Annotated in this window: 12 protein-coding genes; 9 read left to right on the top strand and 3 right to left on the bottom strand. The window is 64.2% G+C overall.

All coding sequences use genetic code 11. The features are described from left to right. The first annotated feature begins 38 nt into the window (after window positions 1-38). From dprE1 to QM716_RS23175, 5 genes are all read left to right on the top strand, one after another. Complete coding sequence (gene dprE1, locus QM716_RS23195; RefSeq protein WP_283306484.1) at window positions 39-1,472, top strand: decaprenylphosphoryl-beta-D-ribose oxidase; 1,434 nt, start codon at window positions 39-41, stop codon at window positions 1,470-1,472. Continuing rightward, window positions 1,469-2,230 carry a decaprenylphospho-beta-D-erythro-pentofuranosid-2-ulose 2-reductase gene (gene dprE2, locus QM716_RS23190; protein WP_019746424.1) on the top strand — a complete coding sequence of 254 codons (762 nt, stop codon included), beginning with the start codon at window positions 1,469-1,471 and terminating at the stop codon, window positions 2,228-2,230. Before dprE1 ends, dprE2 begins: the two co-directional genes overlap by 4 nt. 90 nt (window positions 2,231-2,320) lie before the next feature. Further along, on the top strand, window positions 2,321-4,174 hold the full coding sequence (locus tag QM716_RS23185; RefSeq protein ID WP_283306694.1) for a galactan 5-O-arabinofuranosyltransferase: 1,854 nt from the start codon (window positions 2,321-2,323) through the stop codon (window positions 4,172-4,174). A gap of 73 nt (window positions 4,175-4,247) precedes the next feature. Then, the gene (locus tag QM716_RS23180; RefSeq protein ID WP_283306483.1) at window positions 4,248-4,856 is read left to right on the top strand and encodes a TetR family transcriptional regulator; all 609 of its coding nucleotides are present in this window, start codon (window positions 4,248-4,250) and stop codon (window positions 4,854-4,856) included. A 99-nt stretch (window positions 4,857-4,955) separates the two neighbouring features. Further along, the gene (locus QM716_RS23175; RefSeq protein ID WP_283306482.1) at window positions 4,956-5,588 is read left to right on the top strand and encodes a hypothetical protein; all 633 of its coding nucleotides are present in this window, start codon (window positions 4,956-4,958) and stop codon (window positions 5,586-5,588) included. Window positions 5,589-5,609: 21 nt separating this feature from the next. Here the strand turns inward: QM716_RS23175 and QM716_RS23170 are convergent, their stop codons facing one another. Continuing rightward, window positions 5,610-6,281, bottom strand: coding sequence for an MspA family porin (locus tag QM716_RS23170; RefSeq protein WP_283306481.1), 672 nt, complete (start codon window positions 6,279-6,281; stop codon window positions 5,610-5,612). 333 nt (window positions 6,282-6,614) lie between these two features. Between QM716_RS23170 and QM716_RS23165 the strand changes: the two genes are divergently transcribed. Continuing rightward, on the top strand, window positions 6,615-8,447 hold the full coding sequence (locus QM716_RS23165) for a glycosyl transferase (protein ID WP_283306480.1): 1,833 nt from the start codon (window positions 6,615-6,617) through the stop codon (window positions 8,445-8,447). Between the two features lie 9 nt (window positions 8,448-8,456). On the opposite strand, the gene map is transcribed toward QM716_RS23165, so the two are convergent. Then, window positions 8,457-9,221, bottom strand: a complete 765-nt coding sequence (map, locus tag QM716_RS23160; RefSeq protein ID WP_283306479.1) for a type I methionyl aminopeptidase — start codon at window positions 9,219-9,221, stop codon at window positions 8,457-8,459. Window positions 9,222-9,270: 49 nt separating this feature from the next. Between map and QM716_RS23155 the strand changes: the two genes are divergently transcribed. From QM716_RS23155 to QM716_RS23145, 3 genes are all read left to right on the top strand, one after another. Further along, window positions 9,271-9,540 carry a helix-turn-helix domain-containing protein gene (locus tag QM716_RS23155; protein ID WP_003943854.1) on the top strand — a complete coding sequence of 90 codons (270 nt, stop codon included), beginning with the start codon at window positions 9,271-9,273 and terminating at the stop codon, window positions 9,538-9,540. Window positions 9,541-9,622: 82 nt separating this feature from the next. After that, window positions 9,623-12,877, top strand: coding sequence for an arabinosyltransferase domain-containing protein (locus tag QM716_RS23150; protein WP_283306693.1), 3,255 nt, complete (start codon window positions 9,623-9,625; stop codon window positions 12,875-12,877). Between the two features lie 73 nt (window positions 12,878-12,950). Continuing rightward, window positions 12,951-16,253, top strand: coding sequence for an arabinosyltransferase domain-containing protein (locus tag QM716_RS23145; protein ID WP_283306478.1), 3,303 nt, complete (start codon window positions 12,951-12,953; stop codon window positions 16,251-16,253). On the opposite strand, the gene QM716_RS23140 is transcribed toward QM716_RS23145, so the two are convergent. Next, window positions 16,250-17,188: a DMT family transporter gene (locus tag QM716_RS23140; RefSeq protein ID WP_283306477.1), complete on the bottom strand. Its 939-nt coding sequence runs from the start codon at window positions 17,186-17,188 to the stop codon at window positions 16,250-16,252. The two genes, QM716_RS23145 and QM716_RS23140, sit on opposite strands and share 4 nt — an antisense overlap. Between the last annotated feature and the right edge of the window lie 16 nt (window positions 17,189-17,204).

The raw sequence follows: 17,204 nt of genomic DNA, 5'->3' as shown, positions 1-17,204 counted from the left end.
GGAGCCGTCGGCACTACTCCCAGGTAACCTCTACCTTGATGTCCACGACAGCAGAAGAGACGCCGAAGCCGGCTCTCCACACCCAAGCCCGCACCCTCACCGGTTGGGGACGCACCGCCGCCACCACTGCACAGGTGCTGTCCACCCCCGACGTGGAAGTGATCGCCAACGCGGTCGCCCAGGTTGCGGAACAGAACGATTCCAAGCCCTCGCATCTGCGACGCGGCGTCATCGCGCGCGGCCTCGGCCGCTCGTACGGTGACCCGGCGCAGAACGCCGGCGGCCTGGTCATCGACATGAATGCACTCGACCGCATTCACCGCATCGATCGCGACACCGCTCTGGTGGACGTCGACGCCGGCGTAAATCTGGATCAGCTGATGAAGGCTGCTCTGCCGTTCGGCCTGTGGGTTCCGGTCCTGCCGGGTACTCGCCAGGTCACGATCGGCGGCGCCATCGGCTCGGATATCCACGGCAAGAACCATCACAGCGCGGGCAGCTTCGGCAACCACGTCGTGTCGTTGGATCTGCTGACGGCCGACGGCAAGGTTCGCACGCTCACTCCCAAGGGCGGGCGCAACGACCCCAAGGCCGCGCTGTTCTGGGCCACGATCGGCGGCATGGGCCTGACGGGCATCATCTTGCGGGCAACCATCAAGATGACACCGACCGAGACGGCGTACTTCATCGCCGACGGTGACGTCACCAACACCCTCGACGAGACCATCGCACTGCACAGCGACGGCAGCGAAGCCAACTACGACTACTCGAGCGCGTGGTTCGACGCGATTGCCGCGCCCCCGAAGCTCGGCCGTGCGGCAGTCTCGCGCGGATCGTTGGCGAAGCTCGATCAGCTTCCGGCCAAGCTGCAGAAGAACCCGCTCAAGTTCGATGCACCGCAGCTCCTGACGTTCCCCGACGTCTTCCCCAACGGCCTGGCGAACAAGCCGATCTTCAGCGCTGTCGGTGAGGTTTGGTACCGCAAGGCTGGTACGTACCGCGGCAAGGTCCAGAATCTGACGCAGTTCTACCACCCGCTCGACATGTTCGGTGAGTGGAACCGTGGCTACGGATCCAACGGATTCCTGCAGTACCAGTTCGTGGTTCCGCCGGAGGCAGTCGACGAATTCAAGAAGATCATCGTCGACATCCAGCGCAGCGGGCACTACTCGTTCCTCAACGTGTTCAAGCTCTTCGGCGAGGGCAACCAGGCGCCGCTGAGCTTCCCGATCCCGGGCTGGAACATCTGCGTCGACTTCCGTATCAAGCCTGGCCTGAACGAGTTCGTCACCGAACTCGACAAGCGTGTCCTCGAATTCGGCGGACGCCTGTACACGGCCAAAGATTCGCGGACGTCCGCGGAAACCTTCCACGCCATGTACCCGCGCATCGACGAGTGGATCGCGACGCGCCGCAAGTACGACCCCACAGGCGTTTTCGCCTCCGATATGTCCAGAAGGCTGGAACTGTGATCAACGCTGTAGGTAACCCGCAAACCGTTTTGCTTCTCGGTGGAACCTCCGAGATCGGCCTCGCCATCTGTGAGGAGTACCTGAAGAAGGCGCCGTTGCGCGTCATTCTGGCGGCACTCCCCGGCGATCCGGGACGCGAAGCTGCGGTCAAGCAGCTCGAAGCCAAGGGCGCCACCTCGGTGGAGCTCATCGACTTCGACGCTGTTGATTTCGAGTCGCACCCGAAGGTGATCGACCAGGCGTTCTCGAACGGTGACGTCGACGTGGCCATCGTCGCTTTTGCGTTGGACGGTGACTCCGAAGAGCTGTGGCAGAACCAGCGCAAGGCGGTACTGGTCGCGAACGTCAACTACACCGCTTCCGTCTCGGTCGGTGTTCTTCTCGGCGAGAAGATGAAGGCTCAGGGCTTCGGCAAGATCATCGCGATGTCGTCCGTAGCCGGCGAACGCGTCAAGCGTGCCAACTTCGTCTACGGCTCCACCAAGGCGGGCCTCGACGGCTTCTACCTCGGGCTCGGCGAGGCTCTCGCGGAATTCGGACCGCAGGTGACCGTCGTTCGCCCCGGCATGGTGCGCACGCAGTTCAGTGCCCACGTCAAGGAAGCCCCGCTGACGGTCAACAAGGACATCGTCGCGAAGCTCGCTGTTGCCGCCTCGGACAAGGGCAAGGAAATCGTCTGGACTCCCGGCCCCTGGCGCTTCGTCATGATGGGTCTGCGCCACGTGCCGCGCCCGATCTTCCGGAAGTTGCCGGTTTAAGCTCCTCCCGTGCCAGAAACAACAACTGCTCCGAGTACAGACCTTTCGACCCCGTCGCCGTGGCGTAATGCCACGGCGACGGTGGTGGAAATGGCCCTCGGAGCGCTGGTCGCCGCTGTTGTAGCCGCTGTCGGGCTCTTTGCTTTCGGCCGAGTTCAGTGGCCGGCGTTCACCTCTTCCAACGTCACGCAGGCAGTCACGACGGTGCTGCAGGTGCTCTGCATCGCAGTGGTCGGCGTTGCGGTTCTGATGTTCCGCGCCCGCAAGGCCGAGCGGATCGCAAAACTCCTCTCGTGGGCCGGGCTCTCCGGCTTTGTCACCACGACGCTCGGTCTGCCCCTGGCCGCGACAAGTCTGTATCTGCACGGGGTCTCGGTCGATCAGCAGTTCCGCACCGAGTACCTGACCCGGCTGACGGATTCTGCTGCGCTGCAGGACATGACGTACGTGGATCTGCCGCCGTTCTACCCGGCCGGCTGGTTCTGGGTCGGTGGACGCGTCGCGAACCTGCTGGGCATGGACGGTTGGGAAGCGTTCAAGCCGTACGCGATCGGCTCCCTGGCGGTCGTCGCCGTCGTTGCACTCGTGTTGTGGACCAAGCTGATTCGACGCGATTGGGCCGTCGTCGCAGCATTGGCCGTCACTGCCGTCGTGTTGGCGTACAACTCTCCCGAGGCGTACGGCGCCGTCATCAACCTCTTGATCCCGCCGGTGCTGATCCTGGCGTGGGGTGCGCTCGATCGCCCGGGTGCATCTCGATTTGCCGGAGCCGGCGCAATACTGGGGACGGGCCTGTTCCTCGGTTTTGCCGCAACCGTCTACACGCTGTACCTCGGATTCGCCGCGTTCGCAGTGACTCTGATGGCCCTGGTCGCGGCAGTGCTCGCCGCGCGTGCCCAGAACACCTGGAAAGCTGCACTGGGACCCCTCATTCGACTTGCAGTAATTGCAATCATCTCGGGTCTGGTAGCTCTGACCGTCTGGACGCCGTACCTGCTGAAGGCACTCTCCGGTGCCACCGCAGAGTCCGGCACCGCAATGCACTACCTCCCAGATTCCGGTGCGGTGCTGCCCTTCCCGATGCTGAGTTTCTCGCTCGTCGGCGGCCTGTGCCTGCTCGGCACGGTCTGGCTGATTTCGCGGTTCCTGTTCTCCCGCCGCGCCCGAGCACTCGGTATCGGTGTCATCGCCGTGTACCTGTGGGCGCTGCTGTCCATGACGTTCACCGTTGCCGGCAGCACGCTCCTCGGATTCCGGCTCGAGCCGGTTCTGATCGGACTTCTCGCGGCCGCCGGTGTGTTCGGTTTCTTCGAGTTCGCAGGCTGGATCGTGCTGGCCACAAGCGAGAATCCCCGAGTCAAAGCGGTGCTGGTGGCACTCGGTGTCATCGGAACCATCGCTTTCGCGCAGAACATCCCGCAGGTGCTGGCGCCGGATATCGCTGTGGCATACAGCGATACCGATGGCAACGGCGAGCGCGGAGACAAGCGACCCCCGGGTGCCGAAGCCAATTACGCCGACATCGACCGGATTATCCGCGAACAGTTGGGACGCGAACCCCATGACACAGTGGTGCTCACCGCCGACATCGGCTTCCTGAGCTTCTACCCGTACTTCGGCTTCCAAGGGCTGACATCGCACTACGCAAACCCCCTCGCCGATTTCCGTGCGCGCGCCGCGCTGATCGAGCAGTGGTCGGAACTGAAGACCCCTGACGAATTGATAGCTGCGCTCGACTCGGCGCCGTGGCGCAGCCCCGACGCCTTCGTCTTCCGCCAGGGCGCCGACGGGTACACACTGCGGTTGGCCGAGGACGTCTACCCCAACGACCCGAACGTCCGCCGGTACACGGTCACGTTCCCCAAGGAACTGTTCGACGATCCTCGTTTCACCGTCACAGAGCAGGGTCCATTTGTGGTCGCTACCCGCTCTGACGTGAACTAACCAGGAGATACGTCACAAAAGGCTTACCGTCGGGGTCGTTGACGCGACCCCGACGCACCCCTAACTTCATACCGTGACCCGAACCGATGCCCGAGCGGCAATGATCGATGCAGCCGAGCGTCTGGTTGCCGAACGAGGCCTGGCCGCACTGACGCTTCGTGACGTTCAGACCGAAGCCGGGCAGGCCAACAAGTCGGCCGCGCAGTATCACTTCGGTTCACGTGAAGGTTTGCTGGCGGCAGTCGTCGAGTCCAGAATGCGACCTGCCGCCGAGCGTCGGCGTGAGTTCCTCGACATGATCGATCTCGACCCGAATCCGCCGACGATGCGTGCCCTCGTCGAGGCTCTCGTCCTGCCGTTGGCAGAACAGACCATCTACCGCGAGGGCACGTTGTACGCACGGTTCCTGGTGCAGTCGATCTTCGACCCGGCCATGTCGTCGACCATCCGCGATCACATGCAGGCCGAGAGCTTCCGCGAAGTTCAGCGGCGGATCATCGCCGCTTCTTCATTGCCGACAGACATCGCCGAACTTCGGGCGGAAACTTTGACCGTGCTCACCGTCGTCACGTTTGCCACGTGGGAGGGTCGCGTCGACAGCCGAGATCGGGCTCACGTGATCGCTGCCGACCTGATCGAAAGTTGCCTCGGAGCACTCTCGGCACCGGCTGCGCAAATCTGACACGCCACCCGGCGAGTTTGTTTCCGAAACTGCCGGGGTACTCAGCCCCTCCAAGCGCAGTCGAGCAAACGGCCGCATCAACCACCGGTGGGGTAGGTGATGACAGTGAGCGAACTCGTTGCGCACAGCCGCGAGCTTGTACCGCATCGTGCAGTTCTCGATTCCGCTGAGCATGTTCTGGTCATTGCACGCGGCAAACCGTTCGGGCGCGAGCAGGCCTTTCACGAAGTGTTGAGCGTCGCGATTCGCAACCGCATCGAAGTCCTCACTCTGGCAAGGGCTCTCATCGACGTTTCCGAGTCTCGCGACTACCGCACGATCCCGACCGACACCGCGCACACCGTTGCGGTGCTCGAATGGGGTGAGCTACTCGAGATCCCGACCGAACACCACGAGAAGTCCAAGGCCGAATCGGCTGGGGACGTCGACGAATCGAGCGAACCCGACGATCCGATCGAACCCGAGTACCTGGTCGAGACCGACGTGGGCGGACGCGTCGTCTTTGTCGCCCTCGCGTTCACGGTCGGCGGGATAGTCGGATTCTTCGCGCACGACTGGGCACTTCTGCTTCTGATCACCGCCGTGTACCTCGTGTGGATCGCGGCACGACTGGTCGCGAAACTCGTCAGTGTTTCCCGCAGTGCCCATTGGGCAGACGCTTCGCCTATTCGTGGCACCGATTCGACCACGCGCAACGCGGAAAACCCCCACCGTCACGCTGTTGCAGCGTGACGGTGGGAGCACCCGCTTCCGCTAAAGCCTCTGCGGTACACCGTAAGTGACGACGGTATCGCCATTCGAGGTGACAGCCTTCGCGTACGGCCTGATAGTCACCGGCCCGATTGCTCCCTGCACGTAGCCGTGAACTCCGGAAAGTCGAACGGCCGCTTCGGGACCGTCGAATTCCTGATCCTCGAGCAACGCGACGTCGGTGATACCACCCGGCGCCAGATCGACGTCAAGTTCCTGGGAAGGAATGATGTCGCCGCCTATCGCAAACCCGTTCGAAATGTCCAGTCCCAGTTCGAAGTCCGGAACCAGGCCGATACCGAGGTTCGTTCCGCCCGTTACCGCCCAGTCGAGGCCGGGGCTGTTGAGAACAACTGTCGCACCGGTCAACGCGATCGGGTAGCCGATCTGATAGCCGATCGTCAGCTTCGTTCCGGTGAAGCTTGCTGCATCCGGCCCGTCGATCTTCACGCCGGCAACCCCGTCGTGGAAGAACTCGACACTCAGCGGTGAGCTGTCGAGCGGCGGAAAGACATGGATAGCGGTGTCCGCTTGGAAGACTTCTATCCGATTTCCTTTGGCGTCGGTTATCGAACTGGTGTTGTCGACGCCTGCCGACGCCGTCCCACCCCCCAAGACAACGGCCAACAAGGCCACTGCTCCTACTGCGCTACTGCGAACTGCTGTCTTCGACATGCACAAGCACCATCCCATCCGGTATAGGCCCCGGACGTAGGTTCCAACTCTTCGTCGAGGATGGGATTCGTCGGGGCTGCCTGAACAAACGCGAGCAAGATCCTTGTTGCGATACCCCGGTCACGAACCCGTCAAACGATGCACAAAACATTACTTTTCGGACAAGTCGGGTGGACCGGTTTGTCCCGATGACTGCGCCCGCTCGCAGACGCGAACCGTTTTGTTCGTTACTCTGACAGTGGAAGTTATCGAATCGAGACCTAAAGAGGCCACCCCGAACTTCTGAGATCGCCACTTCAGGGATGGGCGCCAGAACCGAAAGGCACCGACTGCATGACCGAGACCTTGCCCGACGTCCAACTGCTCGAAGAAGCACGTCCGGGGCGAGTCCGTTCAGCAGTCAGGCGCTCGGTAGTCCAGCGCGGGCGTCTGGTCGATCTCGCGATCATGGCGACGTTCACCGTCGCGGCGATCTACGTGATGTCGAACCTGTGGAGCGATCTGCAGTCCGGCTACCTGTTCAATGCGGGCCGCGACCAGGCGATGTGGGAATGGTTCTTCGCCGATACCGCCCACGCCCTGGCCCAGTTCCGCAGTCCGCTGTTCAGTGACCTGCAGAATTACCCACTCGGCGTGAACCTGATGGCCAATACCGCGATGTTCGGTATCAGCATCCCGCTGGCCCCGATCACGCTGATCTTCGGACCGACGGCCACGTATGCGATCGGGCTGACCGCCGGGCTCGGCGGCACCGCCATCGCTTGGTACTGGGCGTTCTCGAGGCACGTACTGACCGGCGTCTCGGTCCGCTCCAAGGTCGCCGCCGCCGTCGGCGCGGGGTTCTGCGGATTTGCCCCGGCCATGATCTCGCACGCCAACGGCCATCCGAACTTCGTCGCGTTCTTCGTCCTCCCGTTCATCTTCTTGCAGGTAGTGCGCATCTCGAACGGCAAGCGCCCGGTTCGCGACGGAATCGTTCTCGGCCTACTCGTCGCGTGGCAGATCTTCCTCGGCGAAGAGCCGCTCCTCATCTTCACGATGTCAGCCATGGTGTTCGGCGCCGCATACGCCCTGCCCGACGTGGCCAAGTCACGACAGGCGATCAAGCGCGCGATGCCCGGCCTCGTGGTCGGCGGCGCAGTCACACTCCTGATCACCGCCGTGCCGCTGTGGTCGCAGTTCTTCGGCCCAGCGAGCTACGACGGCGTCTCACACGGTCAGGCCGGCAACGACACCGCTGCCCTCACCACGTTCCCGACCGAATCGGTTGCGGGCGATCCCGAGGGCGCCGAGTTCCGGATGAACCCGACCGAGGAGAACGCCTACTTCGGCTGGCCGCTGGTGATCCTGCTCCTCGGTGCCACGGTGTGGTTGTGGCGCATCCGCCTGACCCGCGCTGCCGCCGCCGTGATCGTGGTCATGGGTGTGCTCTCGCTCGGTTCCGAACTGATCATCGACGGCGACAGGACCGGCATCACCCTGCCGTGGAAACTTCTCGCCGACCTGCCGCTGTTCGAATCGGTGCTCGAATCCCGATTCGCCATGGGCGCGATTCCGGCGATCGGACTGCTCCTCACCCTCGGCACCTACCGCGCTTTTGTCGAGCTTCGTGGACCGCGTCGCACTGCTGCCGGGGTCTGGCTGGTGACGCTCGCCGTCGCGATGATTCCTCTCATCCCGACGCCCATCGACGCCGATCAGCGATCGGCGACGCCCGAATTCATCACCAGCGGCTCGTGGGAGAACTACGTCAGCAACGGCACCCTGGTGACGGTCCCCGTCGCGAGCGCGGAAGACGCCCGCGCACTGAGCTGGCAGGTCGACGCGGACTTCGGGTTCCCGATTGCCGGCGGATACTTCGTCGGTCCGGATTCGAAGACCCGCGCCGGAATCTACGGCGCCGAGTCCCGGCCCACCTCGACCCTGCTGGTCAATGCCAAACAAACCGGCAAGGTTCCGTTGATCGACGTGGGCACCAGGGCGAACGCACTGACCGACCTGCGGTACTGGCACGCCGACGTTTTGGTACTTCCGCGATTCTCCGGTGACGACGCCCTGCGCCACACGGTCGAGGAACTGGTCGGCTTCGACGCCAAACGCGTCGACGACGTGTGGGTGTGGGACGTAAGAGACCTCGTGAGCGGCAAAACCTCGAACCAGGGTTAAACGGGTTGATCAGCAGGTCATGATCACCGGACCGTCTTCGGTGATCGCGACAGTGTGCTCACTGTGCGCAGCCCTGGCGCCAGAAACGGTACGAAGGGTCCACCCGTCGTCGTCGTGCCGGTAGTCGTCGGTTCCGTCGGCGATGAGCATCGGTTCGATGGCGATGACCAGGCCGGGGCGCAGCCGGAAGCCTTTGCCTGCTCGACCTTCGTTGGGCACGTCAGGTCCTTCGTGCATCTCACGGCCGATGCCGTGCCCACCGTGATCGGCGAGCATGCCGTATCCGAGGCCGCGCGCGTACTGTCCGATCGCGGCACCGATGTCGCCCAACCGGTTTCCGGGCAGGGCGGCGGCAATGCCGTGTGCCAGGGCCTGATCGGTCGCGTCGATCAGTGCCTGATCCTCACTGCTCCCCTGCCCGACAGTGAAGCTGATGGCGGAGTCGCCGCACCATCCGTCGAGTCTCGCACCGCAGTCGATGCTGACCAGGTCACCGTCGCGGAGTCGGTACCCATTCGGGATACCGTGCACCACAGCATCGTTCACGCTCGCACAGATGGCACCGGGGAAGGGTACCGGCGCTGTTGCCGGCCGGTAGTTCAAAAACAGTGCCGAGGCACCGGCCGCCGAAATAACCTCCGCGGCAACGGCGTCCAATTCGAGCAACGTCACCCCGACGCTCGCCGCCTCACGCGCCGCAGCCAGAGCCTGCGCCGTGATTCTTCCCGCCGCCGCCATCGCGTCGATTTCGCCTGCGGTCTTGATTTCGACCATCTCGAACACCTTCCTTGTCGAATAACTATACCGGTATTACTATAAGCACATGGTGCGCGTACCGCTGACGGCGGAAGAACTCGAACGAGGGCTACGACTGGGTGAACTCCTGCGATCGGCACGGGGAGACCGAAGCATGGTTCAGGTAGCGCTCGACGCCGGTATCTCGGTCGAAACGCTGCGCAAGATCGAAACCGGCCGCATCGCGACACCCGCCTTCTTCACCATCAGCGCGGTCGCGGAAGTGTTGGGTATTTCACTCGACACCATCGCCCGAACACTTGAAACACCACAATCCGAACAGGAAGTTGCATCCTGAGTAGTTCTCTCAGGATGTGCGGGCCCGCACTCGCCTAACATCGTTCCTTGTGCCGTCTGAAGTAGTAGTGCCCCCGAAACCCGTGCCCACTGGCCCCGAAGCTCCCCGAGAATCGGATTCCCAGAAAGTCCGGACGGCACGACTCATTGCGATAGTCACCGGCCTTCTCGGCCTGCTTCTCGCACTTGCGACGCCCTTCCTGCCCGTCAAGCAGGAAGCAGCGAGCATCGACTGGCCGCAGGGTGGGACCCTCAACAGCGTTTCGTCGCCGCTGATCTCCTACTCGCCCACATCTCTGGACATCACCATCCCGTGTTCGACCCTGGACCAATTGGGCGGCAGCGGCGGCACTCTGCTCTCGACCATGGCGAACGGTGCGCCGGACCGAAACGCCCGAGGCCTCACCGTCCGCACTACTGCCGACCGCCTCGAAGCACTCACTCGCGATTCGGTTCTGATCTCGGCTCCGCTCGATCAACTCGGCGGATGCACCGCGCTCACCATCACGACCAACTCCGAGCAGACCGTCGCGGCCGTCACCGGCATCGACGGCGTCGGCACCACCCTGACCGGCGACTACCGCCCACAGGTTGTCGGCATCTTCACCGATCTGCAGGGCGCAGCACCCGCCGGACTGTCCGCCCACATGGACGTCGACTCCCGGTTCTCGTCCAGCCCCACACTTCTCAAACTGTTCGCGATGATCGTCGCGGCACTCTCGACGATCGTCTCGTTGTACGCACTGCACCGGATCGACGGCGTCGACGGCCGTCGTGCGCGGCGGTTCCTGCCTGCGCGATGGTGGAAGTTCACCGGCATCGACGCCCTGGTGATCGGCACGTTGGCACTGTGGCATGTGTTCGGCGCCAACACTTCCGACGACGGTTACCTGCTCGGCATGGCCCGAGTCTCGGAGCACTCCGGGTACATGGCCAATTACTTCCGCTGGTTCGGAGTCCCCGAAGCGCCGTTCGGTTGGTACTACGACGTGCTGGCGCTGTTCGCGAAGGTCAGCACCGCGAGCATGTGGATGCGCCTGCCCGCGTTGATCGCCGGCATTCTGTGCTGGATGGTCATCAGCCGCGAGGTGATCCCACGACTCGGTGTCGCGGTGCGCCGCAACAAGGTTGCGATCTGGACCGGCGGGCTCGTGTTCCTGGCCTTCTGGTTGCCGTACAACAACGGCTTGCGTCCCGAACCCATCATCGCCCTCGGCGCTCTGCTCACCTGGTGCTCGATCGAGCGCGCCATCGCCACCGGACGTCTGTTGCCCGCCGCGATGGCGGTGCTGATCGCTGCATTCTCGTTGGCCGCCGGACCTTCGGGTCTGATCGCGATCGGCGCGCTGATCGCCGGCGCCCGGCCGATCCTGCAGATCCTGATCGCCCGCGGCAAACGCGTCGGCTTCCTGTCTCAGATCATGCCGATCCTCGCAGCCGGAACCGTGGTGCTTGTCGCGGTCTTCGCAGATCAAACCCTCGCGACAGTTCTCGAATCGACCAGGGTGCGAACGGCCGTCGGACCGAACGTTCCGTGGTTCGAGGAACGGTTGCGTTGGGACGCACTGATGACCATCTCCCCCGACGGTTCGCTGGCGCGCCGCTTCGGCATGTTCGTCATGATCGTCGGACTCGTCTTCTGCGTGATGATGATCCTGCGCAAGGGCCGGATCCCCGGCACCGCGATCGGGCCGTCGCGCCGGATCCTCGGCATCGTGTTCGCGTCGCTGCTCCTGATGCAGTTCACACCCACCAAGTGGACCCACCACTTCGGTGTGTACGCCGGTCTGGCCGCCACGGTTGCCGTGCTCGCAGCCGTCGGCGTGAGTGCGTCGAGCATGCGTTCCAAACGAAACCGCGCCCTGTTCGCCGCGGGCATCCTGTTCATCCTCGCTGTGGCGTTCACCAGCTCCAACGGCTGGTGGTACGTCTCGAGTTACGGCGTCCCGTGGTGGGACAAGCCGCCGTCAATCGGCGGTAAGGGATTCTCGACGGCCTTCCTCGGTCTGACGATCCTCGCGCTGCTGTTGGCCGCTTGGTACCACGTCATGGAGCCGCGCGAGCGAAACGGCGCGGAAGACAGCGTCAAGAAGACAAGGCGACTTCGCCTTCTCGCCCCGTCACCGTTGACCATCGCGGCCGGAGCCGTAGTGCTGTTCGAGGTGCTGTCCCTGATCAAGGGAGCTGTTGCGCAGTACCCCGCGTATTCGATCGGCAAGTCCAACATCGAATCGGTCTTCGGCGGAAGCTGCGGTCTCGCGGGCGAGGTACTCGTCGAGTCCGATCCGAACGCCGGCGTTCTTCAATTGACGGATCGGCCCACCGATCTCGCCGGCGCGGGTGCGTTCGGTGCGAGCGAATCGACCGGGTTCTCGCCGGACGGAGTCGCAGGCGATCTCACCGCCGATGCAGAAGACTCGACGGCGGGCAGTGCAAACAGCCTCGACACCACGACCTCTCAGTCCGGCACCACCACGCCGGGAACCGGATCCGGCACTGCCGGTGGCTCGCAGTCGACGGCAGGCGTCAACGGCAGCAATGTCGCGCTCCCGTTCGGGCTCGACCCCGCAAAAACACCGGTGCTCGGTAGTTACGGGGCGGCGCAGGCCGCTGCGCTGACCACCGGTTGGTACTCACTACCCGAGCGCAACGACGCAGCACCACTACTGACCGTCGCGGCCGCCGGACGCATCCGCTACGTCAACTCCGACGGCATCGTCACCCCCGGTGCGGTCCTGCAGGTCGAGTACGGCAAGAAGCAGGCAGACGGGAGCGTCGACGCACTGGGACGTGTCGATCCGATCGACATCGGCCCGTCGCCGTCGTGGCGCAACCTGCGCGTTCCGATGGATCAACTGCCCGCCGACGCCGACACCGTGCGTCTGGTGGCCAGTGACACCGATATCAGCGCCGACCAGTGGCTGGCGGTGACACCGCCGCGAGTGCCGACCATGCGCACGCTGCAGGACGTCGTCGGATCCACCGATCCGGTGCTGATGGACTGGGCTGTCGGTCTGGCCTTCCCGTGCCAACGTCCGGTGGATCACCTGTACGGCGTCGCCGAGATCCCCGAGTGGCGCATTCTGCCCGACCGCATCGGTGCGGAGTCCACCAACGCCTGGCAGGACCACTACGGCGGCGGGCCGCTCGGCTGGACCACCGAACTGCTCTCGGCGAGGGCATTGCCGACCTACCTGGACAACGACTGGGATCGGGACTGGGGTTCGCTCGAGCAGTACACACCGCTCGATTCGGACGCAGTTCCCGCTCAGATGAACGTCACCACCGAGACCCGTTCGGGCACCTGGACGCCGGGCCCGATTCGTTACCAGTCGTAACTGTTACGCGTGGACCTATCAACCACCCGGGCACGGTAGGTCCACGCTCAGCCCTGACATACCATCGGTAGCCGTGCCCGACGCCGTGACAGCTTCACCTCAGACTTCGAGTTCGCCGCCTCCTGCTGGTCAGGATGCCCGCGAGCGTTTCCATCGCACTCGATGGGTTGCGATCATCGCCGGCTTGCTCGGCTTCGTGCTCGCACTGGCAACTCCGCTGCTTCCCGTCGTGCAGACGACGGCGACGGTCAACTGGCCGCAGAACGGCGTGATCGGCGACGTCGAGGCACCTCTGATGGCGCAGGTTGCCATCGACGTCAACGCGTCGATCCCCTGCACCGCTGTCAGCTCACTGCCCGAGGGCGGCGGCATCTTGCTGTCGACGGCACCTGCACAGGGCGACGGCGCGGCACTCTCGTCGATGTTCGTCCGGGTGTCCGCGACCAGCGTCGACGTGCTCGATCGCAACGTCGTCGTCGCTTCGGCGTCGCGCGAGGACGTCGAGTCGAGTCGCTGCGGCGCCATCGCGTTCAGCTCTGACGTCAACCGGACCACAGCAGAGTTCGTCGGTCTGGCCTACCCCGACGGCAACCCGATTCGTGGTCAGCTCGACGGCGACTTCCGCCCGCAGGTGGTCGGTGTCTTCAGCGACCTGCCCGACGGCGCTGCCCCCGAGGGCCTCGGCTTCTCGATGACGATCGACTCACGATTCTCGTCGAGCCCCAGCGTCTTGAAGCTGGTAGCGATGATCGTGGCCGTCCTCTCGACCATCGTCGCTCTGGTCGCCCTTGCCCGCCTCGACGGCACCGACGGCCGCAAGCACCGACGCTTCCTACCCGCACGCTGGTGGAAGTTCTCCGGCATCGACGGAGTTGTGGTCGGAACACTGATCGTCTGGCACTTCATCGGCGCGAACACCGCCGACGACGGTTATCTCCTCACCATGGCCCGAGTCTCGCCGGACGCGGGATACATGGCCAACTACTTCCGTTGGTTCGGCGTTCCCGAGGCCCCGTTCGGTTGGTACTACGAAGTGCTGGCCGTGATGGCGAAGATCTCGACCGCGAGCCCGTTCATGCGTCTGCCCGCTCTGCTCGCCGGAATCCTGTGCTGGATGGTCATCAGCCGCGAGGTCGTCCCGCGTCTCGGCCGGGCGGTTCGCCGGAGCAACGTCGCCCTCTGGACCGGCGGGCTGGTGTTCCTGTCCTTCTGGCTGGCGTACAACAACGGTCTTCGCCCCGAGCCCATCGTGGCTCTCGGCGCACTGCTCACCTGGTGCTCCATCGAGCGCGCCATCGCCACCGGACGCCTTTTCCCTGCGGCGACCGCGATCTTGATCGGCGCCTTCACTCTTGCCGCCGCGCCCACCGGATTGATGTGTATCGCAGCTCTTCTCGCCGGTGTCCGCCCGTTGGTACGCATCGTCGTCAAGCGTCACCGGCTGGTCGGCACACTGCCGCTTCTCGCTCCGATCGCCGCTGCCGGAACCATCGTGCTGGTGGTCATCTTCGCCGATCAGACCTTCGCCGGCGTCATGGAAGCCACCCGCGTCCGAACGATCATCGGCCCCAACCTCGAGTGGTACCAGGACTTCCTGCGCTACTACTACCTCTTCGTCCAGACGGTCGACGGCTCCGTTGCCCGACGCTTCGCATTCTTGACGATGATCCTGTGCCTCTTCACAACGCTCTTCGTGTTGCTGCGCCGCGGCCGCGTCCCCGGCGCCGCAACCGGTCCGTCGTGGCGCCTTGTCGGCGTCGTCTTCGGCACGATGTTCTTGATGATGTTCAACCCCACCAAGTGGACTCACCACTTCGGTGCGTACGCGGGCATCGCCGGTTCTCTCGCCGCGCTGACCGCCGTCGCCGTGTCCGCGTCGGCCCTGCGCTCGCGTCGTAACCGATCAGTGTTCGTGGCCGGACTGCTCCTGATGCTGGCGTTGACGTTCGCCGGCGTCAACGGCTACTGGTACGTCTCGAGTTACGGCGTGCCGTGGTTCGACAAGACCATCTCCTACGACGGCCGTGAATCCAACACCCTGTTCCTCGCACTCTTTGCTCTCGCCTTGGCTTTTGCCGCCTGGCAGTACCTGCGTGAGGGATTTGCAGCCCCGCCCGAGAAGCCGAACACGGCCAAGGGCAGACGAATTCGCAAGTTCGCGGCCGCACCACTCACCGTGATTGCCGGTCTGATGGTCCTGTTCGAGGTGCTCTCACTCCTCAAGGGCGCAGTGTCGCAGTACCCGGCGTACTCGCTGGGCCGAAGCAACATCGAGGCACTCGCGGGCAAGACCTGCGGCATGGCCGAGGACGTTCTCGTGGAGACCGACGTCAATTCCGGGAATCTGCGGCCGCTGACCGCTTCCGGATTCAACGCCGAGGATCCGCTGTCCGGGGTTGATTCGAAGGGCTTCTCCCCCAATGGGGTTCCCAGCGATCTGACTGCGGATTACATCGAGGTCAAGCAGGGCATGGGGAACACCGACAACCAGAGTGTCGGGCCCAGCTTCGCCACCGGTTCCGGCGCCGGAACCAGCGGCGGCACCGGCAACGTCGGCATCAACGGCAGCACGGCCAAGCTCCCCTTCGGTCTCGATCCTTCGAAGACGCCGGTCATGGGCAGCTACCAGCCCGGCGTGCAGGAACCTGCTTCCCTCATCTCGAGTTGGTACGGATTGCCCACTCGCAGTGAAGAATCACCGCTGGTCGTCATGTCCGTAGCGGGCCGCGTGTGGTCCGTCGACAACACCGGTGCGATCACCTACGGCCAGTCGCTGCTGGTCGAGTACGGCAAGACTCAGCCCGACGGAACCGTGCAGGTTCAGGGTTCGTACATGCCGCGAGACATCGGGCCCGCACCGTCGTGGCGCAACGTCCGTATCCCCATCGACGAACTCGCGCCAGACGCCGACGCCGTTCGGGTGGTCGCGTTCGATCCCAACCTCACGGGCGATCAGTGGATGGCATTCACGCCGCCGCGCGTGCCCAAGCTCGAGTCCCTGAACTCGTACATCGGCAACGAGCAGCCGGTTCTCCTGGACTGGGCTGTCGGTCTTCAGTTCCCGTGCCAACGTCCGTTCACACATCAGAACGGCGTGGCCGAGATGCCGAACTTCCGCATCCTCCCGGACCGTCCCCTCGCAGTCAGCTCCACCGACACCTGGCAGTCCGCGGACAACGGCGGCCCGCTCGGATTCACCGAGGTTCTCGGCGGTGCGACGACTGTTCCGACGTACCTGAAGGACGACTGGGCGCGGGACTGGGGCTCACTCGAGCGCTACGACCGGTACTTCCCGAATGCTGTTCCGGCAGAGGTGGAGACGGGGACCGCAACCCGCTCGGGCATGTGGATGCCCGGCGAGATGCGGGTGCACTAGCCTGCACCACCTACTCGGGTGCGACGTACGGAGACGGCCGAGACCGCTCCGACAACTACGACGCACCCGAGTAGCTGCCCGATACCGGGCCGTTCGCCGAGCAGCACAACCGCCAGCAGTACGGCGAGTACCGGTTGCATGAGCAGGAGCGTCGCGCCCACCTCGGCGGGAAGCCGAGGGAGCGAGTGCCCCATCAGCATCCAGCCGAACACCTGGCCGACCAGCGCCAGTGCCGCGAGCCAGCCGAATGCTTCCCAACCCGGGACGAAATCGATCCTGCCCCACAGTGATCCGATCACGGAGCCGGCGATGCCCGCGGACGTCGTCGAGATCAACACCTGGCTCGCTGCCCGATCCGCCTCGCCCGTACGGCCGACCACGAAGATGTAGCCGCCGTAGGCGATTCCGGAGACGAGCGAGAGCGCCGTCCCCCACAGCAGTTCGTCGCCGGTTCCCCCACCCCCGAACACGCCGCCCGCCAAGGCAATTCCCGTGAACATGAACGGCAAAGCGAACACGAAGCGCATCGGAACCCGATTGCCGAACACCAACCAGGACAGTGCGGGCACCACAACCACCTGCACGTTCACGACAACGCTCGCCATACCCGCGCCGATCATGAGAATCGACTGCGACCACAATGCAAAATCCAGCCCGAGCAGCAGACCGCCGAACACCTGCAGAACGACCGCCCGCCTGCTCGGCTTGCCCACCCGGCGGTACTCCCGCCACGCCAACCACGCGAGGGGCGGCAAGGCCAGGGAGCAACGGAAGAAGACGGCTGTCGAGGGCCCGACATCAGCCAGTTTGATCAGGATCGAACTGATCGAGATCGCGGCCGCGCCTCCGACGACAAGCAATCGAGGGTCGATGCGCCCCTGAGAAGTACGGGTATGGGTCGGTGTGTGCGCGGTCGCGGAGGTCAGAGTGGTCACCCGACAATGTTCCTGC

The sequence above is a fragment of the Rhodococcus sp. IEGM 1409 genome (genome assembly GCF_030056735.1).
Classification (GTDB): domain Bacteria; phylum Actinomycetota; class Actinomycetes; order Mycobacteriales; family Mycobacteriaceae; genus Rhodococcus_F.
This window is presented reverse-complemented; position numbering and strand designations above follow the sequence as displayed.

What these genes read in the sequence shown, in the direction of transcription:
- QM716_RS23175 (WP_283306482.1), top strand. Translation starts at nt 4,956, where the DNA reads ATGACAGTGAGCGAACTCGTTGCGCACAGCCGCGAGCTTGTACCGCAT.
- QM716_RS23155 (WP_003943854.1), top strand. Translation starts at nt 9,271, where the DNA reads ATGGTGCGCGTACCGCTGACGGCGGAAGAACTCGAACGAGGGCTACGA.
- QM716_RS23185 (WP_283306694.1), top strand. Translation starts at nt 2,321, where the DNA reads ATGGCCCTCGGAGCGCTGGTCGCCGCTGTTGTAGCCGCTGTCGGGCTC.
- map (WP_283306479.1), bottom strand. Translation starts at nt 9,221, where the DNA reads ATGGTCGAAATCAAGACCGCAGGCGAAATCGACGCGATGGCGGCGGCG.
- QM716_RS23170 (WP_283306481.1), bottom strand. Translation starts at nt 6,281, where the DNA reads ATGTCGAAGACAGCAGTTCGCAGTAGCGCAGTAGGAGCAGTGGCCTTG.
- QM716_RS23165 (WP_283306480.1), top strand. Translation starts at nt 6,615, where the DNA reads ATGACCGAGACCTTGCCCGACGTCCAACTGCTCGAAGAAGCACGTCCG.
- dprE1 (WP_283306484.1), top strand. Translation starts at nt 39, where the DNA reads ATGTCCACGACAGCAGAAGAGACGCCGAAGCCGGCTCTCCACACCCAA.